The sequence below is a fragment of the Pseudobythopirellula maris genome, from assembly GCF_007859945.1.
GTDB lineage: Bacteria > Planctomycetota > Planctomycetia > Pirellulales > Lacipirellulaceae > Pseudobythopirellula > Pseudobythopirellula maris.
Window position 1 is genome coordinate 1,075,526 of record NZ_SJPQ01000001.1, and the last position, 15,449, is coordinate 1,090,974.

13 protein-coding genes are annotated in these 15,449 nt (G+C 68.0%); 6 read left to right on the forward strand and 7 right to left on the reverse strand.

The features are described from left to right. The first annotated feature begins 53 nt into the window (after positions 1-53). The 6 genes from upp (at position 54) to Mal64_RS03985 (ending at position 6,086) form a co-directional block, all read left to right on the forward strand. Positions 54-698, forward strand: a complete 645-nt coding sequence (upp, locus tag Mal64_RS03960; protein ID WP_231993574.1) for a uracil phosphoribosyltransferase — start codon at positions 54-56, stop codon at positions 696-698. Positions 699-793: 95 nt separating this feature from the next. Beyond that, positions 794-2,041 (forward strand): NupC/NupG family nucleoside CNT transporter, encoded by a 1,248-nt coding sequence (locus Mal64_RS03965; RefSeq protein WP_146397268.1) that lies wholly within the window; start codon positions 794-796, stop codon positions 2,039-2,041. A gap of 89 nt (positions 2,042-2,130) precedes the next feature. Then, a complete protein-coding gene (hpt, locus tag Mal64_RS03970; RefSeq protein ID WP_315852746.1) occupies positions 2,131-2,742 on the forward strand; it encodes a hypoxanthine phosphoribosyltransferase in 612 nt (203 codons plus the stop codon). Positions 2,743-2,806: 64 nt separating this feature from the next. After that, on the forward strand, positions 2,807-3,946 hold the full coding sequence (locus Mal64_RS03975) for an SGNH/GDSL hydrolase family protein (RefSeq protein WP_146397270.1): 1,140 nt from the start codon (positions 2,807-2,809) through the stop codon (positions 3,944-3,946). Positions 3,947-4,081: 135 nt separating this feature from the next. After that, positions 4,082-4,294: a hypothetical protein gene (locus Mal64_RS03980; RefSeq protein WP_146397272.1), complete on the forward strand. Its 213-nt coding sequence runs from the start codon at positions 4,082-4,084 to the stop codon at positions 4,292-4,294. Positions 4,295-4,562: 268 nt separating this feature from the next. Next, a complete protein-coding gene (locus Mal64_RS03985; RefSeq protein WP_146397274.1) occupies positions 4,563-6,086 on the forward strand; it encodes an SDR family oxidoreductase in 1,524 nt (507 codons plus the stop codon). Between the two features lie 80 nt (positions 6,087-6,166). Here Mal64_RS03985 and cdd read toward each other — a convergent pair whose 3' ends face one another. The 7 genes from cdd to Mal64_RS04020 all read right to left on the reverse strand — a co-directional run bounded on the left by cdd (position 6,167) and on the right by Mal64_RS04020 (position 15,434). After that, positions 6,167-6,565 carry a cytidine deaminase gene (cdd, locus tag Mal64_RS03990; protein WP_146397276.1) on the reverse strand — a complete coding sequence of 133 codons (399 nt, stop codon included), beginning with the start codon at positions 6,563-6,565 and terminating at the stop codon, positions 6,167-6,169. 5 nt (positions 6,566-6,570) lie between these two features. Next, positions 6,571-7,860: a thymidine phosphorylase gene (locus tag Mal64_RS03995; RefSeq protein ID WP_146397278.1), complete on the reverse strand. Its 1,290-nt coding sequence runs from the start codon at positions 7,858-7,860 to the stop codon at positions 6,571-6,573. A 94-nt stretch (positions 7,861-7,954) separates the two neighbouring features. Continuing rightward, positions 7,955-8,779 (reverse strand): purine-nucleoside phosphorylase, encoded by an 825-nt coding sequence (locus Mal64_RS04000; protein WP_231993575.1) that lies wholly within the window; start codon positions 8,777-8,779, stop codon positions 7,955-7,957. A gap of 165 nt (positions 8,780-8,944) precedes the next feature. Continuing rightward, positions 8,945-9,778 (reverse strand): purine-nucleoside phosphorylase, encoded by an 834-nt coding sequence (locus Mal64_RS04005; protein ID WP_146397280.1) that lies wholly within the window; start codon positions 9,776-9,778, stop codon positions 8,945-8,947. A 174-nt stretch (positions 9,779-9,952) separates the two neighbouring features. Further along, entirely contained in the window at positions 9,953-10,672 is a 720-nt protein-coding gene (gene deoC / locus Mal64_RS04010) for a deoxyribose-phosphate aldolase (protein ID WP_146397282.1), read from the reverse strand. Positions 10,673-10,753: 81 nt separating this feature from the next. After that, positions 10,754-12,151: a tRNA modification GTPase gene (locus Mal64_RS04015; RefSeq protein ID WP_197525434.1), complete on the reverse strand. Its 1,398-nt coding sequence runs from the start codon at positions 12,149-12,151 to the stop codon at positions 10,754-10,756. Positions 12,152-12,155: 4 nt separating this feature from the next. Then, positions 12,156-15,434 carry an efflux RND transporter permease subunit gene (locus tag Mal64_RS04020; protein WP_146397286.1) on the reverse strand — a complete coding sequence of 1,093 codons (3,279 nt, stop codon included), beginning with the start codon at positions 15,432-15,434 and terminating at the stop codon, positions 12,156-12,158. Positions 15,435-15,449: the final 15 nt, after the last annotated feature.

Genomic DNA, 15,449 nt, shown 5'->3' on the forward strand with positions numbered 1-15,449 from the left:
CCGCAGTGGCGGGCGCGAATAAACGACCTCACCGAACCGGAGTGGAGGGCATCTTGCCAGGCGTCTTCGAAGTCGACCACCCGCTGATCGCCTGCCACCTCAGCCGGCTCAGAGACAAATCCACCTCGCCCGAGGAGTTTCGAGCCCTCGTGCGGCGCCTCGCCACGCTGCTCGCCTACGAGGCGACCCAAGACCTCGACACCGTCGAGACGAGCGTCGAGACCCCGCTCACCACAACCCCCGGCTCCAAGCTCGCCCCACGCATCGGCTTGGTGCCGATCCTGCGTGCCGGTTTGGGCATGGTCGATCCGGTGCTCGACCTGATCCCCACCGCCGAGGTGTGGCACCTCGGCCTGTACCGCGACGAGGAGACCGCCCAGCCGGTCGAGTACTACAGCAAGCTGCCGCCGCAGCGGCCGGTCGATGTGGCGCTCGTGGTCGACCCGATGCTGGCGACCGGCGGTTCGGTGATGGCGGCGCTCGACACCCTCAAGCAATGGGGCGTCGGCCAGGTGAAGATCCTCTCGATCATCGCCTCGGAAGAGGGGATCAAGAACGTCGAGGCCCAGTTGCAAGACAACCAGTTCCCCAACGCCCAGGTCTACGTCTGCAAGATCGACCCGGTGCTGAACGACCAGAAGTTCATCGTCCCCGGTCTTGGCGACGCCGGCGACCGCATTTTTCATACGACGGGCTGACGCCCGCCAAGCTGTCAGCACTCAGCGATCAGCTGTCAGCCCTTCCCTTCCTCTGCAAAGCTGACCGCTGACAGCTAACAGCTGAGTGCTCGCCCATGGAACGCCTGATAAGCCTTTTCGGCCTCTTCGTGATGATCGGCCTCGCTTGGCTGATGAGTTCGCACAAGGGGCGTGTGAACTGGCGGATCGTTGGGGGCGGGCTCGCGCTGCAGTTCCTGTTCGCCTGGTTCGTGATGCGCACGCCGTGGGGCGCCCAGTTGTTCGAGACCGCCGACGACGCCTTCATGGCGCTCTTGGGATGCAGCGACGCCGGCTGCGAGTTGGTCTTCGGCTCTGACTTCCGCGAGCACTTCCTGGCTTTCAAGGTGCTGCCGACCATCATCTTCTTCTCGGCCTTCATGTCGATCTTCTACCACCTAGGCGTCATGCAGTGGGTCGTCGGCCAGTTCGCCTGGATCATGCAGAGGACGCTCGGCACCTCGGGCGCCGAGACCCTGTCGGCCGCCGCCAACGTGTTCGTCGGCCAGACCGAGGCGCCGCTCGTGATCCGGCCCTACATCGCCTCGATGACCATGAGCGAGCTGAACGCCGTGATGGTCGGCGGCTTCGCCACGATCGCCGGCGGCGTGCTGGCCGCCTACGCCGACATGGGCATTGCGGCCAAGGACCTGCTCGCCGCGTCGGTCATCTCGGCGCCCGCCGCGCTGCTCGTCGCCAAGGTCATGCAGCCCGAGGTCGAAGAGCCCAAAACCCTCGGCAAGGTCGCCATCAAGGTCGAGAGCGAGAGCGTCAACGTGCTCGACGCCGTGGCGGCCGGAACGACCGGCGGGCTGAAGCTCGCGCTCAACGTGGGCGCCATGCTGCTCGTGTTCACCGCCCTGATCGCCGTAGCCAACGGCCTGTTGGGCTGGAGCGGCGGCGTGCTGCACGGAGCGGGCATCGTCCCCGGCGAAGCCCCCCCCGTATGGACCCTGGAAAAACTTTTCGGCTACGGCTTCGCACCGCTGGCGTGGATCATGGGGATCGAGTGGAAGGACTGCATGGCCGCCGGCGAGCTGCTGGGCGTCAAATGGTTCGCCACCGAGTTTATCGCCTACCAGCGCCTCGGCGAGTGGGTTGCCGGCGCCGAGGGATCACCCGAACTCAGCCCACGCAGCATCACGATCCTGACCTACGCCCTTTGCGGTTTCGCGAATTTTGCCTCGATCGGCATCCAGCTCGGCGGCATCGGCGGCATCGCCCCCGAGCGCCGCGGCGACTTGGCGAAATTGGGCCTGCGGGCGATGATAGGGGGCAGCCTGGCGGCGTTCATGACCGCGTGCGTGGCCGGCGTACTGCTCTAGATATTCTGCGTAAACGATTGAACAGCTCAGCTGACAGATGCTCCGTTCCCCCTTGTGGGGAGGGGAGATACTTTGACGATCCCTATTCGTTGCGTCATCCCGACTTTGCTTTCAACTACCGAACAACGACCACGGCGGGCGACATGAAGATCCTTTACAGCGAACAAGACCTCAAGCAGGGCGTCGCCCGTGTGGCCGACGAGATCGCCGGCACGTACAACGGCGGTCCGCTGACGATCGTCAGCGTGCTCACGGGCAGCTTGGTGGTGGTCTCTGACCTGATCCGCATGATCGACTTGCCGATCCGCGTCGGCGTGATCGAGGCCTCCAGTTACGCCGGCGCCACGACCACCCGCGGCGAGCTCACGGTGAACGCCGAGCTGATGCTCGACATCGCCGGCCGCGACGTGCTCTTGGTGGACGACATCTTCGACACCGGCCACACGCTGGTCAAAGTGATGGACAAGATGCGCGAGTTCAATCCCAAGTCGCTCCGCTCGGCGGTGCTGCTCCGCAAGCACGGCCGCCAAGAGGTCGAGCAGCAGCCCGACTTCGTGGCGTTCGACATCCCGGACGAGTTCGTCGTCGGCTACGGCCTCGACTACGACGACCTGTACCGCAACCTCCCCTACCTGGCGGCGATGGAGTCGGAAGACCTCGAGCGCCACAAGGAGCTCGTAGCGCACGCCCACCAGGCGTGAGCGGCGAGCCGGCGACGTAAGTCGCCGGATTCTCAGCGCCATATCAACGAGCCAGGCCGCCCCAATGATTCGCCTCGATTCGCTGCGTCGTGGTTGTGTGCTCGCGGCGGCGCTGTTCGCGCTCGCCCCTGTCGCCGCCGCCGGCCCCTACTCCGACTTGATCGTGTTCGGTGACAGTCTCTCGGACGTCGGCAACACCGCCTACTGGACGGCGGGCGTGTTCCCCGGCGCCGACTACTACCAAGGCCGCTTCAGCAACGGGCCGGTCTATTCGGAGCATCTCTCCGCGGGGCTCGGCCTCGGCGTTCTCACCCGCGACGGCGTGGGGGGCGACGACTTCGCCTACGGCGGAGCCGAGACCGACGGCCCCGGCGGGTTCAGCGGGTTGTTTCTCAACTCGCTCGTCGAGCAGGTCGACGCCTATCTCGATCGGCTCGGCGGCTCGGAGGCCGATCCCAACGCGTTGTTCGTCGTCTTTATCGGCGCCAACGATTTGCTCGGCGGCCAGACCAACGTCGCCACGCCGGCCGGAGTGGTGCAATCGCAGATCGAGCGGCTCGTCGGCGTCGGCGCCCGGCAGTTGCTCGGCATCAACCTCCCGCTGCTCGGTCTGACGCCCGACTACCTGGGAGGCTCGTCGGCCGCGGCGATCTCGGCCACCACACGTGACTACAACAACGCCCTCAGCGGCGTGTACGACACGATCGAGACGGCCCACACGGGCGTGACCTTCCACCGGCTCGACCTCGCACAGACCTTCAGCGAGATGATCGACCAAGCCGCGTCACTCGGCTTTACCAACACGACCGACAAGGGGCAGCAGGCGGCCGGCGGCGACCTCGACGGCGCGCCCGGCTACGTCTTCTGGGACGGCGTGCACCCCACGCGCGAAGCGCACGCCCTGCTCGGCGAGGCGGCCCTGCGGGCGGTGCTCCCCGCGGGCGACTACAACCGCAACGGCGAGGTCGACCAGGGCGACTACGCCGTGTGGCGTGACTCGTACGGCGCCCGGTTCGACGCCTCGCTAGGTCTGACGACGGGCCTGCAAGCGGACGGCAACGGCGACGGCCGCGTCGACGCCGCCGACTTCACCGTTTGGCGCGACGCCTGGCAAGCGGCCTCGGCGGCCATCCCCGAACCGGCCACGGGCGCCGCTCTCACGGCCTTGCTCTTCGGCTACGTCTGCGGGCGTCGCCGCTCGTAGGCCACCGTACTCGGCCGACGCGGGCGTGATCTCGGGCGATGGTGAAATTTCTGGTCACGACGGGGCGAGCTCCTAAGGTATGTCTGTCGCCACGCGGGCGACGCACCCCTTGCACCCAACCCAAGGAGCCCCGCCATGCCCTCCAACGACCACACCACCAACTGGCCCGAATTGGCCATCGGCCTGTACGACCGGCTGACCGGCCGCGGCGCCGAGATCGCCTACGAGTTCGACGACATGGACCTCAAGATCCCCAGCGGTGTGGGCGACAACGCCGAGCACGCCCACTGGAACCTGAGTGGGACGATCAAGGTTCGGACCAAGGACAACGCAACAGCCCCAAACTGACGCTCGCCGGCCGTCTTCAGGGGACCCTCGACGGCCGGCCTATCCGGATCGAAGCAGGCGGACAAACCGTCCGCCTTCACTTCCGGTCCGTTCGATCCGCGTGGTATGCTCGCAGCGCCCTGCGGCGCCTTTGGGCGTTGGCCGATCCGGCGGTCCGATCCAGCGGTTTGGCGTTCGAGTTCGGCGTGGGGGATAAGATGGTATTCCAGGTTTTCCCAGAACCGCATTGGGCCCTGGTTCCTTTCTTGCGAACTCCCGGCGCGACGCCATGACCGAAGCCTCCACTCAGCACAACGCCGAGACGGGCCAGTGCATCGCCGTGACCGGAGCCACGGGCTACGTGGGCGGGCGACTGGCGCCGCGTCTCTTGGAGCGCGGCTACGCGATCCGCTGCCTGGTCCGCGACCCGAAGAAACTCGACGATCGGCCCTGGCGCAACGAACCGGGGGTCGAGGTCGTCAAGAGCGACCTCTCCGACGCCAAGGAACTGGCCGAGCAGCTCAAAGGCTGCGCGGCAGCGTACTACCTGATCCACTCGATGGAGGCGGCCGGCGAGGAATACGCCAACCGCGACCGCCGGCTCGCAGAAAACTTCGCCAACGGCTGCGCCGCCGCAGGCGTGGGTCGCATCGTCTACCTCGGCGGGCTCGGCGAGGTAGACGACACGCTGAGCGAGCACCTCCGATCGCGTCGCGAGGTCGAAGAGGTGCTCGGCTCGGCGGGCGTGCCGGTCACCGTGTTCCGGGCGGCGATCATCATCGGCTCGGGGAGCGCCTCGTTCGAGATCCTCCGCTACCTGGTCGACCGACTGCCGGTGATGATCACTCCGCGCTGGGTGCAGTCCGAGTGTCAGCCGATCGCCATCGCCGACGTGCTGCACTGGTTGGTCGCCTGCCTCGACGCGCCCGACACCGCCGGCCGTGTGCTGGAGATCGGCGGGCCCGACGTGCTGACTTACAACGAGTTGATGCAGACCGCCGCCAAGTCGATCGGTCTGCCGCGGCGGTGGATCATTCCCGTGCCGGTCCTCACCCCGCGACTCAGCTCGGCCTGGATCAGCCTTGTCACGCCGGTCACGTACCGCATCGCCCGCCCGCTGGCCGACGGCCTGCGCAACCGGGTGGTCGTGACCAACGACGACGTGCAGCGGCTCATGCCGCACGAGGCCCTGGGGGTCAGCGAGGCGATCGATCGCGCGCTGACCCGCGCCCGCGACGACCAGGTCGACACCCACTGGGCGGTCGCCGGGCCGATGCCGGGCGACCCCGAATGGGCTGGCGGCAAGGAGTTCCGCGACGCCCGCTCGATCCGCATCGACGCCGACCCGGAGCACGTGTTCCGGGCGGTCTGCCGCGTGGGCGGCGGCCACGGCTGGTACTGGGGCGACGTGCTCTGGCGGCTGCGCGGCTGGATGGACCAGTTTGTCGGCGGCCCCGGCTTGCGTCGCGGCCGACGCCACCGAGAAGAAATACGCTATGGCGAGGCGCTCGACTTCTGGCGGGTGGTGGGCGTCGAGCGGCCCCGCTTGCTGCAACTGCACGCCGAGATGAAGCTGCCGGGCGTCGCGCGGCTGGAGTTCGAGATCGACCCCACCGACACGCCCGACGAATCGCTCTTGCGGATGACGGCCCGCTTCTGGCCGCGGGGCCTGCTGGGCCTGGCCTACTGGTACGCCGTGGCGCCGCTGCACCACTTCGTCTTCGGGGGCATGCTGCGAGGCATCAAGCGTGCGGCGGAAAAGCCGCCGGCCGAACAGACGCCGGCCGACGCGCCGTCGCCCGAGAGCCAGTAGTCGTCACGCCGGGCGCAAGTGGAATTATTCGCACGCGTAAATGGCGTGTCGAACAGGCGTGGGCCACCCCGAGAAGCCTGCTAACTCGAGAGCCGGAACCCGCCCGGCAGCAGATCGCCGAGCGTGAGACGGTGGGCGACCTCGCCCGTCGCCGAGTCGACGAGCAAGACCGGCGTGGTCTCTTCGGCGAGTTCGTAAAGGAACTGCCGGCAGGCGCCGCACGGCCGGTGGGCGCCCTCGGTCGCCACGGCGACGCCCGCGAGCCGCTTGGCCCCGCCGGTGACCGCGGCCCCGGCGGCGATGCGCTCGGCGCAGATCGTCAGGCCGTACGAGCTGTTCTCGACGTTCACGCCCGAGTAGACCTTGCCGTCGTCGCCCAGCACCGCGGCGCCGACGTAGAACTGGGAGAACGGCGCGTACGCCTTGTCGCGGACCCCGAGGGCCGCGGCGACGAGTCCGGCTTGGGTCTTGGCTTCCATGTGATTCAGTCGATCCTCTCGATGACGAGCGGCGGCTCAGGGGCCGCATCATCCCCGATCGTAACCGCCGCGGCCACAAGTCGCTGCGCCGCTTCGCGACCGGCGGAGTTGGCGAACAGCGTCACGAGCGGCTGGCCGGCGTCGACTTGGTCGCCGATCCGCACGAGCATCTCCAGGCCGACCGAGTGGTCGAGCTCATCGCCAAGCTGCTTGCGGCCGCCGCCCAGCTCGATCACCGCCCAGCCGAGCGCCTCGGTGTCGACCGCCGTGACAACGCCCGCACGCTCGGCCGCGACCTCGCTCGCCGCGGCCCGCGGGCGGGGGGCGTCGAGGTCGCCCCCTTGGGCGTGGACCATCTCGGCCAGCTTCTCGCGGGCCGTGCCGTCGTCGAGCGTGGCGGTGAGCTTGGTGCGGCCTTCGGCGTCGTCCTTCGCCAGACCGGCCAAAGCGAGCAGCTCGCCACCCAAGGCGACGGTCAAGTCGCGCAGGTCCGCCGGGCCGGCGCCTTCGATGCACGCGACCGACTCGTCGATCTCCACGGCGTTGCCCGCCAGCCGGCCGAGCGGCTGGTTCATGTCCGTCACTAGCGCCGCTGTCTTCACACCCATCCGCTTGCCGGTCTCCACCAGCGACACGGCCAAGGCGTGGGCCGCCTCGCGGGTCTTCATGAAAGCGCCGCTGCCGCACTTCACGTCGAGCACCAACGCATCGAGCCCCTCGGCGAGCTTCTTGCTCATGATGCTGGCCGTGATCAGCGGGATCGATGGCACCGTGCCCGTCACGTCGCGCAGCGCGTAGAGCTTGCGGTCGGCCGGCACGAGCTTGGGCGACGCGCTACAGATGACGCAGCCCAGCTCGCGGGCGAGCCGCTGCGTCTCGGCGATGTCGAAGTCGACATTGAAGCCGGGGATCGACTCGAGCTTGTCGAGCGTGCCGCCGGTGGCGCCCAAGCCGCGGCCCGAGATCATCGGCACCCACAGCCCGCAGCAAGCGAGCGCCGGCGCCAGCGGGATCGAAACCTTGTCGCCCACACCGCCCGAGGAGTGCTTGTCGCCCGTCGGCGGCCGATCCGTTTGCGGTTCCCACTGGAAAGTCTCGCCCGAGCGGAGCATCGCGTCGGTGAGCGCCGCTGTCTCGGCCGTGGTCATCCCCTGGAGGAACACCGCCATCGCCCACGCGCTCATCTGGCACTCGGCCACCGAGCCATCGACGTAACCGTCGACCAGCGAGCCGATCTCCTCGGCCGAGAGCTCAGCGCCGTCGCGTTTCTTCGAGATCAGGGCTGCGGGAGTCATTGAGAGAGGCCGGAGGTCAGAGGTGAGAGGTCGGAACACAAAAGCGCTGGCGAGCCCCGGGCCGTAAGGCCGGGGAGTGGCTTAGAGCACGGAACTACCCAACCGCCGCGAGCACCGCCCGCACCATCGCACGAACCTTGCCGCTAGCGGCGTCGGCGGCGTGGACGACCTCGTCGCCGCTGGTCTCGCCCAGCTTGTCCGGAGAGCACTCGTTGGTGATCGTTGAGATCGCGACGCAAGGCAACGCGGCGTGCTGGGCGGCGATCGCCTCGGGCACGGTCGACATGCCGGCGGCGTCGGCGCCGAGGCGGCGGAGCATGCGGTACTCGGCCCGCGTCTCGTAGGTCGGCCCCAGCATGCCGGCGTAAACGCCACGGTGGCAGACGAAGTTCTCGCGCCGGGCGGCGGCCAGGGCCGCCTCGCCGAGCCGAACATCGTACGGGGCCGACATGTCAGGAAAGCGGGGTCCCAGCTCGTCGTCGTTCACGCCGACGAGCGGGTTGCGAAACATCAGGTTGATGTGGTCGTCCAGGAGCATCGGGTCGCCGACGCGGTACTGCGGGTTGATGCCGCCGGCGGCGTTGGTGACCACCAGCGTCCGCACGCCGAGCGCTTTCATGACGTAGACCATCATCGCCGACTGGCTCGCCGAGCGGCCCTCGTACAGATGGAACCGGCCCTGCATGGCGACCACGGGCATGCCGTCCAGTTCGCCCAACACCAGCCGCCCGGCGTGGCCCACCGCGGTCGATTGCGGCAGGTGGGGCAGTTCGCCGTAAGGGATCGCCGTGGCGCCCTCGATCTCGTCGGCCAAGCCGCCGAGGCCCGAGCCGAGGATAATCCCGACGCGCGGCGCCAGATCCGTCCGCTGGCGCACGGCGGCGGCGACCTCTTCGATCTGCTGGCGGAGTCCTTGCAACGGGTGTCCTTTTGGAGTGAACCACGAAGAAACTAAGTAACGACGGAAGCTGCCCACGAATACACGCCAATAAGAACGAATAAGCGTTCTCTATTGAACCATTATTCGCGCGTATTCGTGGGCAACTTATCTTCTTTCGTTGTTCCTTAGTTCCTTCGTGGTTAGCTATTTCTTAGCGGCTTCGTGGGCGAGCACGCCCTCGACCAGGGCCCGCAGCTTCGGCTCGGCCGAGTTGGCGGTGGCGATGATCTCGTCGACTTGAGCCACCTCGAGGGCGTCCGGCAGGCACATGTCGGTAATGACCGACATGCCGAACACCCGCAGGCCGGCGTGCACGGCGACGATCGTCTCGGGCACGGTCGACATGCCGACCACGTCGGCGCCGATCATACGCAGGAAGCGGTACTCGGCGCGGGTCTCGAGGCAGGGGCCCGTGACGGCGACCGACACGCCTTTGTGCGCGACGAAGTCCTCTTTACGAGCGACGCCCAGCGCCACGTCGATCAGCTCCGGGTCGTACGGCGCCGACATGTCGGGGAAGCGGGGGCCGAGGCGGTCGTCGTTCACGCCCACGAGCGGGTTGTCGCCCATCAGGTTGATGTGGTCGTCGATCACCATCACGTCGCCCGGCTTGTACTGCGGGTTCATCCCGCCCACGGCCTGCGAGATGATCATCAGCTCGGCGCCCAAGGCCTTGATCACCCGCACCGGCAGGGTGATCTGCTGCAGCGGATAGCCCTCGTACTGGTGGATGCGGCCCTCCATCGCCACAACCGGCACGCCGGCAAGCGTGCCGCAAACCAGCCGGCCGCGGTGGCTCGTGGCCGTGGAGACGGCGAAGTGGGGTACCTCCGAGTAGTCGATCGTCGCCTCCACCTCGATCTGATCGGCCAACCCGCCCAAGCCGGTGCCAAGGATGATGCCGGCGTGCGGCGTGCGATCCCAATGCTTGCGGATGGCGGCGGACGCCTCTTCGATCTGTGCGTAGAGTTCTTGCATTGTTTCTTGGTCGTTAGGGGTGAACCACGAAGGAACTAAGGAACGATGTGATGCCGCCCACGAATACGCGCAAATAAGAGCGAATGAAAAAGCAGGGGAACTCGCTTCTTATTCACGTGTATTCGTGGGCGCTTTTCCTTCCGTTGTTCCTTTGTTCCGTCGTGGTTAATTGATTCAGTAGGAGCCGGAGCTGGCGGCGGTTTCGCCGCGTTGGCCGGCGGCGATCGCCTCGGTGCCGCTCGTGCCGAGCCGCTCGGCGCCCAAGGCGACGAGCTTCACGGCGTCTTCGTAGCTGCGCACGCCGCCCGAGGCTTTGACTTTCACGCCCGGGCCGCAGCTCGCTCGCATCAGGGCGATGTCGTGCTCGGTGGCGCCGGTCGACTTGAGCGAGCCGTCGTCCGCTTTGACGAAGCCGAAGCCGGTGGAGGTTTTCACGTAGGCGGCGCCGGCCGCCTCGCTGAGCTCGCAGAGCTTGACCTTCGTGGCGTCGTCCGGGAGCAGGCCGGTCTCGAAGATCACCTTCGTGACGGCGCCCTTGGACTTGGCGGCGTCGACCACCGCGCGGATGTCGGCGGCGACCGCGTCCCACTCGCCGGCGAGCGTCTGGCCGATGTTCACCACCATGTCGACTTCGACAGCGCCGTCGTCGCAGGCCTGCAGGGTCTCGGCCGCCTTGGCGGCGGTGCTCGTGCCGCCGTGCGGGAAGCCGATCACGGTGCTCGGCACGGTCTTCGACCCGCGGAGCGCCTCGGCCGCTACGGCGACGTGCGACGGCTTGACACAAACGCTCGCTGCGCCGAGCTCGGCGCACATGGCGCACGCCTTGCGCACGTCGTCGGCCGTTTGGGTGGGGTGCAAGACCGCGTGGTCGATCAGGGCGACGATGTCCGGCATGGCGCGGGCTCCCAGGGGGGTGGGGGGAAGCACACGATGCTAACGCAGTGGCGGCGGGAGCGAAAGTTGCCGCTGCTCGTCTTATTTGCCGATGCAGAATTTTCCGAAGATCTGGTCCAGAACGTCGTCGGTGACCACCTCCCCGGTCACGGCCCCCAGGGCGTCGAGCGCGGCGCGAAGCTCCAAGGCGACAAGCTCCTCGCCCTCCCCTGCCGCCGCCAGATCGCGGGCGCCGGCGAGCCCCTCGGCGGCGCGGATGAGGCTTTCGCGGCAGCGGGCCGCGGTGTGCGAAACGACGGCCGACGAGTCGTCGTCCTCCCCGCTCGCCAAGCGGTGGGCGATCGCCTGGGCGAGCTCTTCGAGCCCGGCGCCGGTGGCGGCGCTGGTCGCCCAACGGCCTCCTGCAGCGGGATTGCCGCACAAGGGACTGTTGTTCTCGTCGCCGAGGTCGCACTTGGTGCTAACGCGCAGCCGCCGCTCGGCGGCAACGCTCACGACCGTTCGGGCGCCGGGAGGCTCGCACCACAGCACGAGATCGGCGTCTTGGCGGAGACGATCGGCCGAGCGTCGGGCTCGGCCGTCGATCGGGTCGATCGGCCCGTCGCCATCGACGCCGGCGGTGTCGACCAACTCACAAGCCACGCCGCCCATGTCGAGCGTGGCGGTCACCGCGTCGCGGGTCGTGCCGCGAACCGGGGAGACCAGCGCCTCGGCAGGCGGCGGCTCCACACCGTATCGCTGACGCAGAGCGTTGAAGAGGCTGCTCTTGCCGGCGTTCGGCTCGCCCGCGAGCACCACTCGCGGCGCGCGGGTCGAGTCGCCGCGCTGGCCCGCTTGATTGCTAACGACTTGCAGCGTGGCGGCCGCCTCGGTGAGCCGGTGCAACAAGACCTCGGGTTCGATGAAACGGACGTCTTCCTCGTCGACGAAGTCGAGCCCCGCCTCGAGTTCGGCCAGCAGCCCCAAGAGCGTCGCGCGGAGTTCGCCCAGCGGGGCCGACAAGCCGCCGGCGAGTTGCTCGAGCGCGGCGCGCAGGGCCGTGTCGCCGCGGGCGTCGATCACGCCGAGCACCGCCTCGGCCTGCGTCAGGTCGAGCCGCCCGGCGAGGAACGCCCGCAGCGTGAACTCGCCCGGCTCGGCGAGCCGGGCGCCCGCCGCGCAGGCGGCGGCGACCAGGGCGTCTAAGACCGGCGGCGAGCCGACCGTGTGCAGCTCGGCGCTCGGCTGGCCGGTGTAGCTGCGCGTGTCGGGCCAAACGAACAGGTCGCAAGGCAGCGAGCGTTCGGCGCCACTGAGCAGCAATCGCACACGCTGCTGCGGCAGGACCGATGGCGATTCTGGCGGCGCCCAGACTTCGACTAGGCGGCCGACAACTCCCAACGCGTCGGGACCCGAGAGCCGCACGATCCCGCGCTCCGCGGCGCCGCGGGCCGAGGCGATGGCGACCACCGTGTCTTGAGTGTCGTAGGAGTTTCGCACCCGCCTAGGATAGCAGAGCGGCGTTGTCGATAAAGACGCGGATGCTCTCGTAAAACGCAGACAGCATCGGCAGGATCACGAACAGCAGCACCGCGAAGCCCGTGAACGTACCAAGCTCGGTGAGTGTCGGTCGGCGGTAGGCCATGCTGTACATGCAGGGGATCACCACCAGCGTGAGCACCGTGGAAAACGCCAGGCCGAACACCACCGCGCCGGTGAGCGGCTGCCAGAACTCGGCGCCGCCGGAGATGTTGAGCATCAGCGGCAGCAGGCCGCCGCAGGTCGTCACGGTGGTGAGCAGCACCGGTCGCAGGCGGTGGACGCCGGCCTGCATGAGCGCCTCGCGCACGTCGAGGCCGTCGCGGCGGGCCTGGTTCGTGAAGTCGACCAGCACGATCGCGTCGTTCACGACGATGCCGGTGAGGCTCACCAGGCCGATGAACGTGGCCAGGCTGAACGGGAAGCCGGTGGCCCACATGCCCAAGACCACGCCGATGAACGAGAGCGGCACGGCGCCCATGACCACGGCGCTTTGGCGGAGGCTGTTGAACTGGATCGCGAGGATCGCGGCGATCAGGACCACGGCGATGATCATGCTCCAGAGCAGGTAGCCGAAGTTCTTGTCGCGTTCGTCGTTCTCGCCCGTGAACTCGGCCTGCACCCCCTCGGCCTGGGTGGCGACCGCCCCGACATACGCCTTAGGAAAGCCCTCGAGCATCATCTCGCCCGACTTGAGCCCCTCGAAGCCGAGCTCGGGGAGGATTTCGCTCGACAGGATCTCGAAGACTTGGGCCGCGGTGAGCGGCTCGTTCACGTTGCACTTGGCCACGACGGCTCGGTTGCGGTCGTAGCGGTTGATGCTGTACAGCCCGGTGTCGCGCCGCAGCTCGGCGACCGAGCCGATCGACGCCTTGCGGCCGTCGGGGCCGGTGAGCATCAGCCGCTCGATGTCGTGCGGGCTGCTGCGGAACTCGCCGGCGAGTTGGATGCGCAGGTCGACGTCTTCGTCGTCGAGTGTGATCTGGATGCGGTTGTCGCCGGCGATGGCGATCTGCACCGCCGCGGCGATCTGGGCCTCGGTCATGCCGAACAGGCCGACGACCTCGGGCTTGGGCTCGATGATCAGCTCGGGGCTGTCGGGGCGGTAGTCGGTCGTCACGTCGACCGCTCCGCGGATTCCTTTCATGCGCTCGGTGATGCGCTCGGCGACGGCGCCCATCTGATCGAGGTTGTCGCCGGTGAGCCGCACGGACACCTCGGCCCCGCCGGGGGGGCCGTCTTGCACTTCCTCGATGGTGAACGTCATGCCGGGCAGCGGCTTGATGTTCTCACGCAGGTAGCGGATGACGTCGGCCTGTTCGACCGAGCGGTCCATCGGCGGGAGCATCTCGACCTGCACCTGGCCGAACTCCGGTCCGGAGGCGGGGTCGTCGTCGACGCGCATCGCCAGCCCGCCGGACGAGCCGACCGACGTGACGTAATGCTTCAGCGCCCCCGTGTCGCGCCAACGCTCCAGGGGCTTGGTGATCACGCGCGACGCCTCGAGCGTCTCCTCGATGCTGTAGCCCAGCGGCAGCTCGTAGCGGACGATGAACTGTCCGCGGTCGCTGGTGGGGAAGAAGTTGAATCCCAAGTGGCCGATCAGGATCTTGGCGCCCCACAACGCCAGGATGCACCACACGATCACCATGCCGCGGTGGTCCAGTGCGAACCGCAGCGAGCGGGCGTAGGTGCGGGTGAAGAAACCGAAGTGGTGGAAGTCGCTGTGGCTGAGGTCCTCGCCGCCGCCGGCGGGGTCGGCCGCCTTGGGCTGCTTGCCGTACCAGCGCGCCGCCAGGGTGGGGATCACGAAGTGGTCGACCAAGATCGAGCCAATGAGCGCGACGCTCACCACCTTGGGCATCACCGACATGAAGTCGCCCATGATGCCGGGCACCAGCAGCATCGGCAGGAAGGCGGCCACGGTGGTGAGGTCGGCGGCGATGACCGGCACGCCGACCTCCTCGATGCCGTCCTTGGCCGCCCGGTCGGGGTCTTTGCCCATCTCGATGTGGCGGTGGATGTTCTCGGCGACGATGATCGCCCCGTCGACGACCATGCCGAGCACGAGGATGAAGCTGAAGATCACCATGTTCGACACCGGGATGCCGGCGAAGAACAGGAAGATGAGGGCCACCGCCATGCTGAACGGGATGGCGATCAGCACCAGCACCGAGATCCTCAGGCCCATGGTCCAGGCCAAGATCACCAGCACCAAAAGGGCCCCGAAGATCGCGCTCGAGCCGAGCACGCGGAACATCACCCAGATCTCCTGCGAGGCGTCGCGGGTGATCGAGAACGTGAGGTCGGGGTAACGCTCGCGGAGGCTGTCGACCATCTCACGCACCGCCACGGCGGCGCCGAGCGAGTTGATGTCGGCCTCCTTGTTGACGATGATCGTCGCCCCGGCGTGGCCGTCGAACTCGGCGAGGTTCTTCACCCGGCGGTAGCCGTCGACCACCGTGGCCACGTCCGAGACCCGCACCACGCGGTCGGCGTGGCGGGTGACGACCGCGCTACGGATGTCGTCGACGCCGCGGAGCTTGGTCTCGTTGCGGATGCTGCGGTCGAAGCTGCCGGTCTCGAAGGCGCCGGCGGGGAGCTCGGCGTGGAAGTCGGCCAGCGACTGACGCAGCTGGGCGAGCGACACGCCGTACTCGGCCGCCAAGTCGGGGTGGATGTCGACCTGGATCTCGCGTTCTTTGCCGCCGAACAGCTGGGTGTTGGCCACGCCGTCGACCGTCTCGATCTGGTCCTGCACGTCCTCGGCGATCTGCTTGAGCGCCCGGTCGTCGAACCCCGCCGGCGGGGTGATGTTGACCAGCATCAGCGGCATGTTCTCGAAGTCCATGTCGGTGACCACCGGCTGCACCTCGCGGCCGGCGGGCAGCTCGTTGCGGATGCGGTCGACGAGGTCTTTGACTTCGCGGCGGGCGTCGTCGGGGTCGACGCCGTCGAGGAACACGACCTGCGTGACCGAGGAGCCGCGCATGCTGGTCGAAGCCATGAAGTCGACCGCTTGCAGCTCGGTGAGCGCGTCTTCGATCTTGCGGGCGATCTCGTTCTCGGCCTCGCTCGGCTGCGAGTCGGGGTACGGCACGGCGACCAGGATCACCGCCTTGGTGATCGCCGGCGAGAGCTGCACGGGGGTCTGCACCGCGGCGAAGACCGCTAGCAGCACGACCATGAGCGTCATCACGCCCACCATGCGCGGCCGGTCGATGGCGGCTTCGCTGATCTTCATGGGCGGGCTAATGAC